The 14,843-nt window shown below is 72.0% G+C and carries 16 protein-coding genes; 12 read left to right on the forward strand and 4 right to left on the reverse strand.

Annotation, left to right across the window (positions count from 1 at the left end):
* Positions 1–49: 49 nt before the first annotated feature.
* On the reverse strand, positions 50–619 hold the full coding sequence (locus tag QIY60_RS26025) for a DUF5134 domain-containing protein (protein WP_283144603.1): 570 nt from the start codon (positions 617–619) through the stop codon (positions 50–52).
* Positions 620–761: 142 nt separating this feature from the next.
* On the reverse strand, positions 762–1,148 hold the full coding sequence (locus QIY60_RS26030) for a VOC family protein (RefSeq protein ID WP_283144604.1): 387 nt from the start codon (positions 1,146–1,148) through the stop codon (positions 762–764).
* Between the two features lie 74 nt (positions 1,149–1,222).
* On the opposite strand from QIY60_RS26030, the gene QIY60_RS26035 reads away from it, so the two are divergent.
* The gene (locus QIY60_RS26035) at positions 1,223–1,765 is read left to right on the forward strand and encodes a GNAT family N-acetyltransferase (RefSeq protein ID WP_283144605.1); all 543 of its coding nucleotides are present in this window, start codon (positions 1,223–1,225) and stop codon (positions 1,763–1,765) included.
* Positions 1,766–1,781: 16 nt separating this feature from the next.
* On the opposite strand, the gene QIY60_RS26040 is transcribed toward QIY60_RS26035, so the two are convergent.
* A complete protein-coding gene (locus tag QIY60_RS26040) occupies positions 1,782–2,465 on the reverse strand; it encodes a glycerophosphodiester phosphodiesterase family protein (RefSeq protein WP_283144606.1) in 684 nt (227 codons plus the stop codon).
* A 373-nt stretch (positions 2,466–2,838) separates the two neighbouring features.
* Between QIY60_RS26040 and QIY60_RS26045 the strand changes: the two genes are divergently transcribed.
* The 5 genes from QIY60_RS26045 to QIY60_RS26065 all read left to right on the forward strand — a co-directional run bounded on the left by QIY60_RS26045 (position 2,839) and on the right by QIY60_RS26065 (position 7,466).
* Complete coding sequence (locus tag QIY60_RS26045; RefSeq protein ID WP_283144607.1) at positions 2,839–4,236, forward strand: DUF6421 family protein; 1,398 nt, start codon at positions 2,839–2,841, stop codon at positions 4,234–4,236.
* Positions 4,237–4,259: 23 nt separating this feature from the next.
* Positions 4,260–5,021 (forward strand): SDR family oxidoreductase, encoded by a 762-nt coding sequence (locus QIY60_RS26050; RefSeq protein WP_283146072.1) that lies wholly within the window; start codon positions 4,260–4,262, stop codon positions 5,019–5,021.
* Complete coding sequence (locus QIY60_RS26055) at positions 5,018–6,079, forward strand: low specificity L-threonine aldolase (protein ID WP_190091423.1); 1,062 nt, start codon at positions 5,018–5,020, stop codon at positions 6,077–6,079. Before QIY60_RS26050 ends, QIY60_RS26055 begins: the two co-directional genes overlap by 4 nt.
* Positions 6,080–6,154: 75 nt before the next feature.
* Positions 6,155–6,754, forward strand: a complete 600-nt coding sequence (locus tag QIY60_RS26060) for a transglutaminase family protein (RefSeq protein WP_283144608.1) — start codon at positions 6,155–6,157, stop codon at positions 6,752–6,754.
* Between the two features lie 13 nt (positions 6,755–6,767).
* Positions 6,768–7,466 carry a phenylalanine--tRNA ligase beta subunit-related protein gene (locus QIY60_RS26065; protein WP_283144609.1) on the forward strand — a complete coding sequence of 233 codons (699 nt, stop codon included), beginning with the start codon at positions 6,768–6,770 and terminating at the stop codon, positions 7,464–7,466.
* Between the two features lie 24 nt (positions 7,467–7,490).
* On the opposite strand, the gene QIY60_RS26070 is transcribed toward QIY60_RS26065, so the two are convergent.
* Complete coding sequence (locus QIY60_RS26070) at positions 7,491–8,222, reverse strand: lysophospholipid acyltransferase family protein (RefSeq protein ID WP_190091271.1); 732 nt, start codon at positions 8,220–8,222, stop codon at positions 7,491–7,493.
* 203 nt (positions 8,223–8,425) lie between these two features.
* Here QIY60_RS26070 and QIY60_RS26075 point away from each other — a divergent pair, with 203 nt between their 5' ends.
* From QIY60_RS26075 to QIY60_RS26100, 6 genes are all read left to right on the forward strand, one after another.
* Positions 8,426–8,773: a thioredoxin family protein gene (locus QIY60_RS26075; RefSeq protein WP_283144610.1), complete on the forward strand. Its 348-nt coding sequence runs from the start codon at positions 8,426–8,428 to the stop codon at positions 8,771–8,773.
* Between the two features lie 219 nt (positions 8,774–8,992).
* A complete protein-coding gene (locus QIY60_RS26080; RefSeq protein WP_283144611.1) occupies positions 8,993–9,502 on the forward strand; it encodes a flavin reductase family protein in 510 nt (169 codons plus the stop codon).
* 200 nt (positions 9,503–9,702) lie between these two features.
* Positions 9,703–10,488, forward strand: coding sequence for an electron transfer flavoprotein subunit beta/FixA family protein (locus QIY60_RS26085; protein ID WP_283144612.1), 786 nt, complete (start codon positions 9,703–9,705; stop codon positions 10,486–10,488).
* Between the two features lie 69 nt (positions 10,489–10,557).
* Complete coding sequence (locus tag QIY60_RS26090; RefSeq protein WP_283144613.1) at positions 10,558–11,520, forward strand: electron transfer flavoprotein subunit alpha/FixB family protein; 963 nt, start codon at positions 10,558–10,560, stop codon at positions 11,518–11,520.
* A gap of 175 nt (positions 11,521–11,695) precedes the next feature.
* A complete protein-coding gene (locus tag QIY60_RS26095; RefSeq protein WP_283144614.1) occupies positions 11,696–12,994 on the forward strand; it encodes an aldolase/citrate lyase family protein in 1,299 nt (432 codons plus the stop codon).
* A gap of 68 nt (positions 12,995–13,062) precedes the next feature.
* Entirely contained in the window at positions 13,063–14,748 is a 1,686-nt protein-coding gene (locus QIY60_RS26100) for a serine/threonine-protein kinase (protein WP_283144615.1), read from the forward strand.
* Positions 14,749–14,843: the final 95 nt, after the last annotated feature.

The raw sequence follows: 14,843 nt of genomic DNA on the forward strand, positions 1-14,843 counted from the left end.
GGACGCCAGGAGAACCGTGGACGGGCCCCGGACGAACCCCGGGCGGACGTCAGAGGGCGAGCAGCATCGCCAGCATGGCGATCCCCATCGACAACCGGCACGCCAGCGTCAGTTCGGGGCGCGCGCCCCAGCCGCGCGCACCGCCGTCGCCGACCGGTCCCGCCACGGGCAGCAGCCGTGCGCCCGTCGTGAGCACATACCCCACGTAGTAGACGAGCAGTACGCCGGTGACCAGCGGGATCCCGCCCGCGGGCCCCGTGTGTTCCCCGTGCGCGTGCCCGCCCGGGGCGCTCATCGCCAGCGCCATGTAGACCATCGCGAGCGAGCCGATCACATGGTGCAGATGGTGGCCGCCGCCGTTCCCGCGTGCGCGCGCGAGCCAGCCCGCCCGCAGGGCCACGGCGCCGAAGACCCCCGCGTACGCGGCGAAGATCCACGACGGCGGGGTGGCGAACGCCGCCGGGACGGCCATCGCGGCCATGCCGAAGCCCATCACCGCCTCGCCCCCGGCCGAACTGCGCGCCCGTGCGCAGTCGCTGCGCAGCCGTATGACGCAGTACGCGCCGGTGGCCGCGCACACCGCCACGAGCAGCCAGCCGGACAGCGCGGTTCCGTGCATGGCACACCTCCCCGCTCGACATGTCGCCCTGCCGAGGGGTCGATGCCCGTACGGGCCGTGGCGCACGCGGGCGCAAGGACACACAGGGGGGCGCGTGGGGAGCTCGCGTGCCGCCGGGCTCTTCGTGGCGGGGTTGCCTACGTCATGGGCGGAAGCGCAGCGGATGGTCGGCGGGCACCTCGACCACGACGATCGGCACCCCGTCCGGGTCCTGGAGCCACATCTCGATGAGCCCCCACGGCTCGCGCACCGGAGGCCGCGGGATCTCCACCCCGCGCCCGGTCAGCTCCTCGTACGCCTGGGCCGCGTCCGCGACCTGGAGCCACAGCCGCAGACCGGGCGCGGGAGGCGCCTCGGCGCGGCCGGACACTTCCAGGAAGCCGCCGCCGAGGAAGTAGACCGTGCCGCGTTCCGGCCCGGTGCCGAACTCGCGGTAGATCGCGAGCCCCAACTGCCCGCCGTAGAAGGCGCGCGAGCGGTCGGGGTCGGCGGGGCGCAGCAGGGTCCTGCTGCTCAGCACATGCACCATGCCGAAGCAGCTTAGGGGCGGGGTTACGCTCGGTGCGCCCGCCACGTCATGATGCAGTTGGGAGAACGCTCGCCATGGACACCACCCGCGCCGGAGAGCTGAGCTACCGGGACGCCACCGAGGCCGATGTCGAGGAGCTGGTGCCGCTCATCGAGTCGGCGTACCGCGGGGACGCCAGCCGGAACGGCTGGACCACCGAGGCGGACATCCTCGAAGGGCAGCGCACCGACCCCGAGGGGGTGCGCGAGGTGATCACCACGCCCGGCAGCCGGCTGCTCACGGTGGAGCGGGACGGCGCCATCGTCGCCTGCTGCCAGCTCGAACACCGCGGCGATGCCGCGTACTTCGGGATGTTCGCGGTCCGCCCCGGCCTCCAGGGCGGCGGCCTCGGCAAGGAGATCATCGCCGAGGCCGAGCGCACCGCGCGCGAGAGCTGGGGCGTCACCGAGATGCACATGACGGTGATCTCGGTGCGGGACGAGCTGATCGCCTGGTACGAGCGGCGCGGCTACCGCCGTACGGGAGAGCTGACGCCCTTCCCGTACGGCGACGAGCGCTTCGGCATCCCGCAGCGCGCGGACCTGGCCTTCGAGCTCCTGGTGAAGGAACTGGTCTAGCGGAGCGCGAAGCCGTTCACGCCGTGAAACGGCCGGTGCGGCGGATTTCCGGGTAGTCGGTCGTCGCGCCGTCCAGGCCCAGCGCGCGCACCAGCCGCAGATGGTCCTGGGTGTTCACCACCCACCCGATGACCTGCACGGACAGGGAGTGCGCCCGTTCGACGTCCTCCAGCGTGAGGCGGCGGATGTCGAGCGAGAGGGCGTGCGCGCCCACCGCCGTGGCCCGGTCCGCGATGCCGCTGTCCCAGTGGCTCGCGACCAGGACCGTCCGTACCCCCGGCACCAGCGAGGACATCCGCGCGAGCGCCTCCTCGTGGAACGAGGAGACCGTGACGCGGCCGACGGCATCGCGCGCGTGGATGACGCGCGCGAGCTCGTCGGCGGCCCGGGCGTCCTTGATCTCGGCCTGGAGCGGTGAGGCGACCGCGTCCAGGACCTCCTCGAACAGCGGGATGCGCTCGCCCTGGCCCGCGTCGAGCTCCCGCAGCTCGGCGACCGTCTTGTCGGCCACCGGGCCCTTCCCGTCCGTGGTGCGGTCGACCTCGGCGTCGTGCAGCACGACGAGCGCGCCGTCCTTGCTGAGGTGCAGATCCAGTTCGATGACGTCCATGCCCGAGCGTTCGGCCCGGACGAAGGAACGCAGGGTGTTCTCCGGCTCGACACCCATGACCCCGCGATGACCGATGGTGAGGAACGTCAAGACAGGCCTCGCTTCCGTCGACGGCGGTTTGCGCGCGGCGCAGTCCCGTGCGCACGCGGCAGTGCCGCAGCCTAACGGCCAAGGCGCGCGTCGGACCCCGGCTCGCGCGAGGCAGTGGAGGCGTTCGCCCGGTCGCCACGGGGCGTGCGAGGGCCTGACGGGTCACCCGGAGGTGGGCGAGTCCCCGGGCCCTTGACACGGGGGAGCACTACGTCCGCGCCGTGGCAGAACCGAGCGCCCCGGCGGAGCATTACAGGAAGAACAGCGGCCGGTGTGACGGCGCACAGGATAATTTGCTGGGATCCCTCTTGAGCGGGAGAACCGAACACGGATACGGTGTCTTAACGCGAGGTTCTCCTGTGGAGGAAGTGACATGACGGAAATTCTTGTGCAGGACGTGGCTGCCGGTGGCGCGATCGCCGACCGGCCCGTGGTCGAGCACCCTGCCTGGACCGTGCTCAAGAGCTCCGTCGAGGAGATCCGGCCCTGGCAGTCCAAGGACGGATCCATCGACTTCGACGCCGAGGGCGCACCGGCCCGCGCCGCCGTCGAGGCCGTGGTCGAGCGGATCGCGGGCGCGGTCGAGGAGCTCTCCCCGCTGGTGCCGCACGACGCCGCGTACCACCGCGCGCTCGTCGCGGACCTGCGCAAGTGGGCCGACAGCGCCTTCGACGTGCCGGACTTCCTTGACTCGCTGCTCGCCTTCCACCCGGCCGCGGACCGCGCCGACGGGCTCCAGCGTCTCGTCCTCTTCCCCATGTACACGCAGAACGGCAACCCGGACCGCAACTTCGAAGCGGTCGTGCTGCGCATGGTGTGGCCCGACTGGCTGGCCGAGCTCGAGGCCACCCGCTACGACAACCCGCTCTTCTGCGGCATCGCCTTCGAGGACTTCACCGCCGGGTACGACACCAACTCGGCCGTCCTCTTCCCGGAGACCATCGCCGTGCGCGAGGCGCCCGAGCGCTTCACCTGGGGCGGCATCTTCTGCGACCGCGAGGCCGCCCGCTTCCGCCGGGTCACCGACGCGGCCGTCGGCATCCTGGGCCTGGAGCTGCCCGAGGACATCGCCGCGATGGTCCACGACCAGAAGCGCTGCGAAGAGGCCTTCGTGCTCTGGGACATGGTCCACGACCGCACCCACAGCCACGGCGACCTGCCCTTCGACCCGTTCATGATCAAGCAGCGCCAGCCGTTCTGGATGTACGGCCTGGAGGAGCTGCGCTGCGACCTCACCGCCTTCAAGGAGGCCGTGAAGCTGGAGGCCGAGGGCAACCACCACGGCCGCGACGTGCAGTACGCGGTGCTCTTCGACCGGATGTTCCGCTTCCCGGTCTCCGGCGACCGCAACCGCAACTACGACGGCCTCGGCGGCCAGCTGCTCTTCGCGTACCTGCACAAGCACGACGTGGTGCGCTGGACCGACAACAAGCTGCACATCGACTGGGAGCAGGCCCCCCGGGTCACCAACCAGCTCTGCGCCGAGATCGAGAAGCTCTACCGGGACGGCATCGACCGCCCGAAGCTGGTGCACTGGTTCGCCGCGTACGACCTGGTCTCCACCTACCTCGCGCCGCACCCGGGATCCCGCTGGGCCAAGGGCCCGGACGCCCTGGACCTCTCGCTGCCGCCGCGCAAACTGGTCGACGACGTGCTCGCGGACGAGTTTCCCCTGAGCATGTTCTATGAGGCGCTCGCCAAGAAGCTGAAGGACGTGATTGCCTCCACCCAGGGGATCACCGCGGCGAACGCCGAGCGAGCTGCCGCGTGAGCACTCGTACGGAGGAGACGATCATGAACGGCAACGGGAATGGCAACGGGCCGCTGAGCGGCGCCGTGGTCGCGGTGGCAGGGGCCGCGGGCCCGGCGGGCCGCGCCGCCCTGCTCAGGCTCGCCGAGGCGGGTGCCACCGTGGTGGCGTCCGACGCGGACGCGGCACGGCTGGCCGAGGCCGTCGACGCGGCCCGCTACGCACACGGCGGGGCGACCGTCGTGGGCGACACGGTCGACCTGCTCGACCTGGACGCGACCCGTGAGTGGGCGGCCAGGACCGAGAAGGAGTTCGGCCGGATCGACGGCCTGGTCCACCTCGTGGGCGGCTGGCGCGGCAGCGCCTCCTTCCCGGAGACCGACCTCGCCGACTGGGAGCTCCTGGAGAAGCTGCTCATCAAGACCGTGCAGCACACCTCGCTGGCCTTCCACGACGGGCTGCTGCGCAGCGACCGCGGCCGTTACGTGCTGGTGAGCCAGTCCGGGGCGCACAAGCCCACCGCGAACAACGCCGCGTACAACGCGGGCAAGGCCGCGGCCGAGGCGTGGACCCTCTCGCTCGCCGACGCCTTCCGCAAGGCGGGGGGCGAGGAGGGGCCCGGCGCCGCTGCTGCCATCCTGGTGATCAAGGCACTGGTGCACGACGCGATGCGCGCCGAGCGCCCGAATGCGAAGTTCGCGGGCTTCACCGACGTCAAGGAGCTGGCCGAGGCCATCGCCGGAGTCTGGGACCGGCCCGCCGTGGAAGTGAATGGACAGCGCCTGTGGCTGACCCCCAAGCCGTGAAGACGGACGCGCGACGGCACCACGATCCCGAGGTGCGCGGCTTCGCCAGCGACAACTACGCGGGCGTGCACCCCGAGGTCCTGGCCGCCATCGCCCTCGCCAACGGCGGGCACCAGATCGCGTACGGAGAGGACGACTACACCGACCACCTCCAGCGCGTCATCCACAGCCACTTCGGCGCGAGCGCCGAGGCGTTCCCGGTCTTCAACGGGACGGGCGCCAACGTCGTCGCCCTCCAGGCGCTGACCGACCGCTGGGGCTCGGTGATCTGCGCCGAGTCCGCGCACATCAACGTGGACGAGGGCGGCGCGCCGGAGCGCATGGCGGGCCTGAAGCTGCTCACCGTGCCGACGCCGGACGGCAAGCTCACCCCCGAGCTCATCGACCGGCAGGCCTGGGGCTGGGAGGACGAGCACCGCGCGATGCCGCAGGTCGTCTCGCTCGCCCAGAACACCGAGCTGGGCACGGTCTACACGCCGGACGAGATCCGCGCGATCTGCGACCACGCCCACCAGCACGGCATGAAGGTGCACCTCGACGGTGCCCGGATAGCCAACGCGGCCGCGTCCCTGAACGTGCCGATGCGCGCGTTCACCAACGCCGCGGGCGTCGACGTGATCTCGTACGGCGGCACCAAGAACGGCATGCTCTTCGGCGAGGCCGTCGTGGTGCTCAACCCGGACGCGGTGCGCCGGATGAAGCACATCCGCAAGATGTCGATGCAGCTCGCGTCCAAGATGCGGTTCGTCTCGGTGCAGTTGGAGGCGCTGCTCGCCAAGGACCTGTGGCTGCGCAACGCGCGCCACGCCAACGCGATGGCGCAGCGCCTCGCGGAGGGCGTCCGCTCGGTCGACGGGGTCGAGATCCTCTACCCGGTCCAGGCGAACGCGGTCTTCGCCCGGCTGCCGCACGACGTGAGCGAGCGGCTGCAGAAGCGCTACCGCTTCTACTTCTGGGACGAGGCGGCCGGCGACGTCCGCTGGATGTGCTCGTACGACACGACCGAGGACGACGTGGACGGCTTCCTCACGGCGCTCAAGGAAGAGATGTCCCGCTAGCCGAACGTGCATATACATGCGGCCGATCGCAAAGTCATTGACTTGCGGTCGGCCGCTTTCGTACGCTCGCGTGCCATGCGACTCATCCGGCGGAACCCTGAAATCGCGGCCTATCTCGTAGCGGACGAGGTCGTCGATCACGAGCACCCGCTCGTACGCGACCTGGCGGCGAAACTCGCGAGCGTCGCACCCGACGCATACTCATACGCCAAGGCCGCCTATGAATTCGTCCGCGACACCATCCCGCACTCCCAGGACGCGGGCGACCCCCGCGTCACCTGGCGGGCCTCCGACGTCCTGGAGCAGGGCACCGGCATCTGCTACGCCAAGTCCCACGCCTACGCCGCGCTGCTGCGGGCCGAGGGGATACCGGCCGCCCTCTGCTATCAGCGGCTCGCGGACGACGACGGCTCCAACCCCGTCCTGCACGGTCTGGTCGCCCTGAAGCTGCCCGGCGAGCCGGAGTGGGCGCGGCAGGACGTGCGCGGGAACAAGCCCGGGGTCGACGCCCGGTTCTCCCTGGGGGAGGAGCGGCTGGCCTGGAAGGTCCGTCCGGAGTTCAGCGAGGTGGACTATCCAGTACTCTATGATGTACCGCATCCGGTGGTGCTGGCCGCTCTGAAGGCCGCGCCCGACCGTCCGCACCTCTGGCGGACGCTCCCGACCGAACTGTGAGGCACGACCGACCATGACGCTCACGCTCACCGTGTCCGACGAGGTGCGCGCGCTCGCGCCCGGCTTCACCCATGTCGCCGTGGAAGCCCGCGGACTCGTCAACGGCCCCAGCGACGAGGCGAGTTCGGCGCTGCTCGACGAGGCCGCCCGGCGGCTGCGCGAGCGGCTCGGCGCGCTCGCCCCGCACGAGGACCCGCACATGGCCGCCTGGCGCGACGCGTACACCGCGTTCGGCGCCAAGCCCTCGCGCACCCGCAACTCGGCCGAGGCGCTCGCCAGGCGCGCGCTCGCCGACGGCGGCCTGCCGCGCATCAACCGGCTCGTCGACGTCTACAACGCGATCAGCGTCGCCCACCTGATCCCGGTCGGCGGCGAGGACACCGACCGCATCGTGGGGTCGATGCGGCTGGTGCGGGCCACCGGCGACGAGCCGTTCCACACCGTCGCGGGCGGCGAGGCGGCCGTCGAGCACCCGGACGCGGGCGAGGTGGTGTGGTGCGACGACGAGGGCGTGACCTGCCGCCGCTGGAACTGGCGTCAGGGCGTGCGGACCCGGCTCACCGAGGAGTCCGTCAGCGCGCTCTTCCTGCTGGAGGGCATGGCCGCGCACCGCGGCCTGGAAGAGGCGGCGGCGGAGCTCGCCGAGCTCCTGGAGAAGGTGAGCCCCGGGGCGCGGATCACCGTCCACGCCCCGGTCGCCGCCGGGGCGTGACGATTCAGCGGCCCCCGCGCCGACTCAGCGGCTGGCCTCGCGCTCGCGCACCTCTTCGGGCGTGGGCGCGGTGCCGCCGAGGTGGGCCGGGATCCACCAGGTGTCCGCGGCGTCCTTGGGGCGTACGGGATAGGCGCGCTGAGCGGCCTCCAGGAGCTCCTGGCACCGCTCGCGCAGCCGCCGGGTGATCGCTCCCGCGTACTGGTCGGCAGGGGCCTCGACCGGCTCGCCGACCCGGATGGTGACGGGGATGTGGCTGCGCTTGAAGTTGCGCGGACGGCCCTTGGTCCACACCCGCTGGGTGCCCCACAGCGCCATCGGGATCAGCGGGACCCCGGCCTCCTGGGCGAGCCGGGCCGCGCCCGACTTGAAGCTCTTCAGCGTGAACGACTGCGAGATGGTCGCCTCGGGGAAGACGCCGACGATCTCGCCGGAGCGCAGCGAGTCCAGGGCGTGCGCGTACGCGGCCTCGCCCTGCTTGCGGTCGACCGGGATGTGCTTCATGCCGCGCATCAGCGGGCCCGAGATCCTGTGCCGGAAGACCGACTCCTTGGCCATGAAGCGCACCAGGCGCTTCTGGGGCAGGGCGGCGAGCCCGGTGAAGATGAAGTCCAGATAGCTGATGTGGTTGCTGACGAGCACCGCGCCGCCGGAACGGGGGATGTTCTCCGAACCCTGGGTGTCGATCTTCAGGTCGAGCGCCTTGAACATCGTGAGGGCGGCGCCGACGACCGGCCGATAGACGAGTTCTGCCATCTGGGGGAGACCCTTCTGTTCCCGGGGAGGGTTCTCCCGGTGGAAGTTACGCAGCCGTAGGTTTTCGGCGTTGGGCAGATCGTGCCCGATACGCGCCGTGGTGGCCAGTCCTGGGGCCTTCGGGCGGGGAGATTCTCATCACGTGCGCCCAGGTGGGGACGGGCGGGAATCTTCCGGGCGGCCTTCGGTGCTGAACAGGCGGGATGGCCGGAAGAACGAGAGGAAGCGCGGTGCGCGAGGACGGGCCGAGGCTGGGAGCAGCCCAGTTGGGCACCGAGCTGGGCGAGCGGGCGACCCTGGTGCAGTTCTCCAGCGCCTTCTGCCAGCCCTGCCGGGCAACTCGGCGCACCCTCGCGGACGTTGCCGCGATGGTGGAGGGGGTCGCGCACGTGGAGATCGACGCCGAGGAGCACCTGGCGCTGGTGCGCGCCCTGGGCATCCGGGCCACGCCGACCGTCCTGGTCCTGGACCGGACCGGCCGGATCGTGCGCCGCGCGGCCGGTCAGCCGCGCCGGGCCGATGTGATCGCCGCGCTGGGAGAAGCGGTGTGAGGGGCGCTGTGAGCAGGGCGGAGCGGGCCGTGACGGATCTCCCACATCGTAGAAGCCACTTGACTGCGGCCACCGGCAATCGTCAATCTGACGATGTGCCGACCAGAATCCTTCTCTTCGGGCGCGTCCATGTGGACCTCGCCCGCAACGCAAGTGCGCGCTGTCCGGGCTGCTGAGCAGTCCCCAGCCCCCTCGCACCCACCGCAGAAGGACAACTCCATGACGGCTTCGCCCGAGCTCGGCACCGCACGCCCCGCCTCCCCCCAGCTGTTCCGCGCGGTCTTCCGCCAGCACGCCGCCGGTGTGGCGGTGATCACCGCGCAGCGTGACGGCCGGCCCGTCGGCTTCACCGCCACCTCCCTCAACTCCGTCGCCGCCGAGCCCCCGTTGCTCTCGTTCGGCATCGGCACCGGCTCCTCCAGCTGGCCCGTCGTCTCCGAGGCCGAGCACATAGGCGTCCACATACTCGGCGAACACCAGGAAGACCTCGCCGCGACCTTCGCCCGCAGCGGCGCCGACCGCTTCGGCGGTGCCACCCGCTGGCAACCGGGACCCGAGGGCGTACCGGTCCTCGACGGCGTCCTCGCCTGGCTGGTGTGCCGCGTGGTCGCGCGCATCCCGGCCGGGGACCACCGCATCGTGGTCGGCGAGGCGGTCTTCGGCGAGCCCGCGGGCGCGGGCCGTCCGCTCCTCTACCACCAGGGTCGCTTCAACGCTCTGCGTGACTGAATCGTCTCCGTACTCGCCGGTTACTCAGCGTTGGCAACGTCACAGTTCAAAGCGCTTGCTTACGGGGAACACAGTGGGTGTACTGGCGAGTAATATTCCCTTCGGAGCGTCGGTCGCCCCGACCGGAAACCGCCCCATCAGGCGCCTATGCTGCGTGCAACAAGGCAGCCCAGAAATGACGATGCAGTAGGAGAGCCGGCGTGAGCTTGAGGATCGTTGTCTGTGTGAAGTACGTGCCCGACGCCACCGGCGACCGGCACTTCGCCGATGACCTGACCGTCGACCGCGACGACGTCGACGGCCTCCTTTCGGAACTCGACGAGTACGCGGTCGAGCAGGCACTGCAGATCGCCGACGAGGCGGACGACGCGGAGATCACCGTGCTGACCGTCGGCCCCGAGGACGCCAAGGACGCGCTGCGCAAGGCGCTCTCCATGGGCGCCGACAAGGCCGTCCACGTCGAGGACGACGACCTGCACGGCACCGATGTCGTCGGCACCTCGCTGGTGCTCGCCAAGGCCATCGAGAAGACCGGTTACGACCTGGTCGTCTGCGGCATGGCCTCGACCGACGGCACCATGGGCGTGCTGCCGGCGCTGCTCGCCGAGCGTCTGAACGTTCCGCAGGTCACGCTCCTTTCCGAGGTCTCGGTCGAGGACGGCCTCGTGAAGGGCCGCCGTGACGGCGACACCGCGTCGGAGCAGCTGGAGGCGTCCCTGCCGGCCGTCGTGTCCGTGACGGACCAGTCGGGCGAGGCCCGCTACCCGTCCTTCAAGGGCATCATGGCCGCCAAGAAGAAGCCGGTGGAGTCGCTGGACCTGGGCGACCTGGACCTCGACGCCGACGAGGTCGGCCTCGAGGGCGCCTGGACCGCGGTCGACTCGGCCGCCGAGCGTCCGGCCCGTACCGCCGGCACGATCGTCAAGGACGAGGGCGAGGGCGGCAAGCAGCTGGCCGAGTTCCTCGCGAGCCAGAAGTTCATCTAGGGCTCGTCGACAGACTCGTAGCGCCCAACCGCCCCCAGATTCTTCGTACTTCGCAGGAGATTGAGTCCCATGGCTGAAGTTCTCGTCTACGTCGACCACGTCGACGGCGCCGTCCGCAAGCCGACCCTGGAGCTGCTGACGCTGGCCCGCCGCATCGGCGAGCCGGTCGCGGTCGCCGTCGGTGCCGGCGCCGAGGCCACCGCGCCCGCGCTCGCCGAGCACGGCGCCACCCGTGTGCTGACCGCCGACGCCCCGGAGTTCGCCGACTACCTCGTCGTGCCGAAGGTGGACGCGCTCCAGGCCGCGTACGAGGCCGTCTCCCCGGCCGCCGTGCTCGTCCCGTCCTCCGCCGAGGGCAAGGAGATCGCGGCCCGCCTCGCGGTCCGCATCGGCTCCGGCATCATCACCGACGCCGTCGACCTGGAGGCCGGCGACAGCGGCCCGGTGGCCACCCAGTCGGCGTTCGCCGCCTCCTTCACCACCAAGTCCCGCGTCTCCAAGGGCACCCCGGTCATCACGGTCAAGCCGAACTCGGCCGCCGTGGAGGCCGCCCCGGCCGCGGGCGCCGTCGAGGCCCTGGCCGTCACCTTCTCCGCCCAGGCCACCGGCACCAAGGTCGTCTCCCGCACCCCGCGCGAGTCGACCGGCCGCCCCGAGCTGACCGAGGCCGCGATCGTGGTCTCCGGCGGCCGCGGCGTCAACGGCGCCGAGAACTTCGCGATCATCGAGGCGCTGGCCGATTCGCTCGGTGCCGCCGTCGGCGCCTCCCGCGCCGCCGTCGACGCCGGCTGGTACCCGCACTCGAACCAGGTCGGCCAGACCGGCAAGTCGGTCTCGCCGCAGCTGTACATCGCGTCCGGCATCTCCGGTGCCATCCAGCACCGCGCCGGCATGCAGACCTCGAAGACGATCGTGGCGATCAACAAGGACGCCGAGGCCCCGATCTTCGACCTGGTCGACTACGGCGTGGTGGGCGACCTCTTCGACGTCGTCCCGCAGCTGACCGAAGAGGTTCAGGCGCGCAAGGGCTGACCTGCTCGTTCGTACTGCCCCGGGGGCCGCGTGGTGATCTTCACCGCGCGGCCCCCGGCCGTTTCGGGCAACCATTGACGCGAAGGAAGCCCATAACTAAATTCTGCTATGCGGATCGATGATTCCGGCCAGTGGAAAACAGTCAGTGGAAAACTGAACGTGCGGAGGGTGCAGGATGGGTCAGCAGGAGAAGGTGGCGACGAGCCTCGCGGGCGCGGTCAGCGAGGAGATCAGCGCCTCGCTGGTGGCCGTGGACGAGGAGCTCGCCCGCCGCTACCCGGGAGACCCCGGCACCCGCCAGCCCGTGCACACCGTCTACGTACCCGGCGACCTCTTCGACGCCGACACCCTGCGCGGCTGGGGCGACCAGGCGCTGGCCGCCCTCGACGAGCACGCCCCCGACGCCGCCTCCTTCGCGAAGGTCCTCGGCATCGCCGACGAGCTCGCCGCGCCCGTGTACGAGCGGGTGCGCGCCAAGCTGGAGCGCGAGCCGGTGGAAGACCTGCGCGTCGACTTCGAGGACGGCTACGGCCCGCGCCCGGACGCCGAGGAGGACGCGGCCGCCGCCCGCGCCGCCCGGTTGATCGCCGAGGCGTACGCGAACGGCACGGCCGCCCCGTACATGGGCATCCGGATGAAGTGCATGGAGGCGGCGGTACGCGACCGCGGCATCCGCACCACCGACGTCTTCCTCACCGGCCTGATGGAGCACGGCGGCCTGCCCGACGGCCTCGTCCTGACCCTGCCGAAGGTCACCTACCCCGAGCAGGTCTCCGCCTTCGTACGGCTCCTGGAGGCCTTCGAGAAGGCCCACGGCCTGCCCGCCGGGCGGCTCGGCTTCGAGATCCAGATCGAGACCAGCCAGTCGATCCTGGCCGCCGACGGCACCGCCGCGGTGGCCCGGATGATCGACGCCGCCGAGGGCCGCGCGACCGGCCTGCACTACGGCACCTTCGACTACAGCGCGTGCGTGGGCGTCTCCGCCGCCTACCAGGCCAGCGACCACCCCGCCGCCGACCACGCCAAGGCCGTGATGCAGGTCGCGGCCGCGGGCACCGGCGTACGGGTCTCCGACGGCTCCACCAACGTCCTGCCGATCGGCTCCACCGCGCACGTCCACGAGGCCTGGCGGCTCCACTACGGCCTGACCCGCCGGGCCCTGGCCCGCGCCTACTACCAGGGCTGGGACATGCACCCGGGCCATCTGCCGACCCGGTACGCGGCCGTGTACGCCTTCTACCGCGAGGGCCTGGAGCAGGCCGCGGCCCGCCTCGCCGCCTATGTGGCCAAGGCCGGCGGCGACGTCATGGACGAGCCCGCCACCGCCAAGGCGCTCAGCGGGTTCCTGCTGCGCGGCCTGGACTGCGGCGCCCTCGACAACGAGGAGGTCGCCCGTCTCACCGGCCTCACCCGCGCCGACCTCGACGGCTTCGCCTCCCCGCGCCGCGCGGCCCTCACCGTCACCGCCCCGTAGCCCGGGCGCTGTCACCGCCGCCCCTTACCCTGTACGCGACCACAATCGCCACAGGGAACGGGGCAGCGGTGTCTTCGGGGGAGAACGACCGGCTCGCGGGCCGCTACCGCGTGATCGAGCAGCTGGGCCGGGGCGGCATGGGCGTCGTCTGGCGCGCCGTCGACGAGGTGCTGGGCCGCGAGGTCGCGGTCAAGGAACTGCGTACGTACACGGACATGTCCGCGCCCGAACTGGGCGATCTGCGGCTGCGCATGCAGCGCGAGGCCCGCGCCGCCGCGCGCGTGCGCCACCCCGGAGTCGTCGCCGTGCACGACGTCACCGAGCACCAGGGCCGCCCGGTGATCGTCATGGAGCTCGTCGAGGGGCCCTCGCTCGACGGTGTGCTGGCCGAGCGCGGCGCGCTGGACGCGCGCGAGGCGGCGGCCATAGGGGCCCGGGTCCTCGAAGCCCTGGGCGCCGCCCACCGCGCGGGCGTGCTGCACCGGGACGTCAAGCCCGGCAACATCCTCCTGGAGCACGGCGGCCGCGTGGTGCTCACCGACTTCGGCATCGCCGCCATGGACGACCCGGGCGACGGCTCCGCCACGCATCTGACCCGCAGCGGCGAACTGGTCGGCTCCCTCGACTACCTGGCGCCCGAGCGCGCCCAGGGCCAGGACCCGGGCCCCGCCTCCGACGTCTGGGCGCTGGGCGCCACGCTGTACGCGGCGGTGGAGGGCTCCTCGCCGTTCCGCCGCACCTCCACCTGGTCGACGCTCTCCGCGATCGTGGCGGAGCCGCTGCCCGAGCCGGTACGGGCGGGGCCGCTCGCGCCCGTACTGCGCGAGCTGATGCACAAGGACCCGGCCCGCCGTCCCGACGCGGACACGGCGGCCCGGATGCTGGCGGCGGTGGCCGAGGGCCGGGACCCGGGTGTTCCGCGGGTGCCGTCCGCGCCCGCGCCGCAGCCCGTCGCGCCGCCGCGCGAGGCGACCGTACGGGACGTGCTGCCGCACCGGCCCCAGGGCTTCGGTCCGGTGGTCACCCAGCAGCCGACGACGACCGTGGAGCCGCCCCGGGGACGCGGGCGCGCCCTGGTCGCGGCGGCCGTCGCGGCCGTCGTCCTCGCGGGCGCCGGTGTCACCTACGCCCTGGTCGGCACCGGGGACGACGACGGCACCCGGCAGCAGGCCGTCGGCTCGGCGTCCGGCGCGAGCCCGTCGGCGTCCGGGGCCCAGGACGGCACGGGCGGCGCGTGGGACGGCGGCGGGGCGAGTACCGCGAGCCCCGGTCCGACCGGCAAGGACGGCCGTACGTCCGCCTCACCGGGTGCGAGCCGCCCCGCCAAGGGCGGCAAGGGCGGTACGGGCGGCAAGGGATCCGGCGAGAAGGGCGGCGCCACCCCGGGCAAGGCACCGACGGGCGGCCATGCCACGGCGACCCCGGGCGGCGCCGGAGGCACGGCGGGCGGCGGCACCGGCTCGACGCCCGCCCCGTCCTGCCACTCCATCGGCGCGGGCAAGTTCAACTGCCAGGTGTGGCGCACCGCGAAGAGCTACCGGCACGACGGCGGCGAGATGGGCGTGCTCAACGCGGGCACCAACTACTTCTACTGCCAGGTCGACCTGGGCCGCCGCGAGACGTACGGGAACTGGACCAACACGTACTGGGCGCGCACCGACGACGACAGCGGCAACACCAACGTCTACGTGAGCGTCGTCTACCTCAAGGGCGGCGCCAACAACGCACCGGTGCCGGGGCTGCCGGTGTGCTGACCGGGGCTGAGGGCTCCGCTGGACATGGGGTTCGTCGACTGCGGGCCGTCTGTGGCTGGTCGCGCAGTTCCCCGCGCCCCTGAAGGGGCGCGGTA

Source organism: Streptomyces sp. BPTC-684 (assembly GCF_030028635.1).
Lineage (GTDB): Bacteria > Actinomycetota > Actinomycetes > Streptomycetales > Streptomycetaceae > Streptomyces > Streptomyces noboritoensis.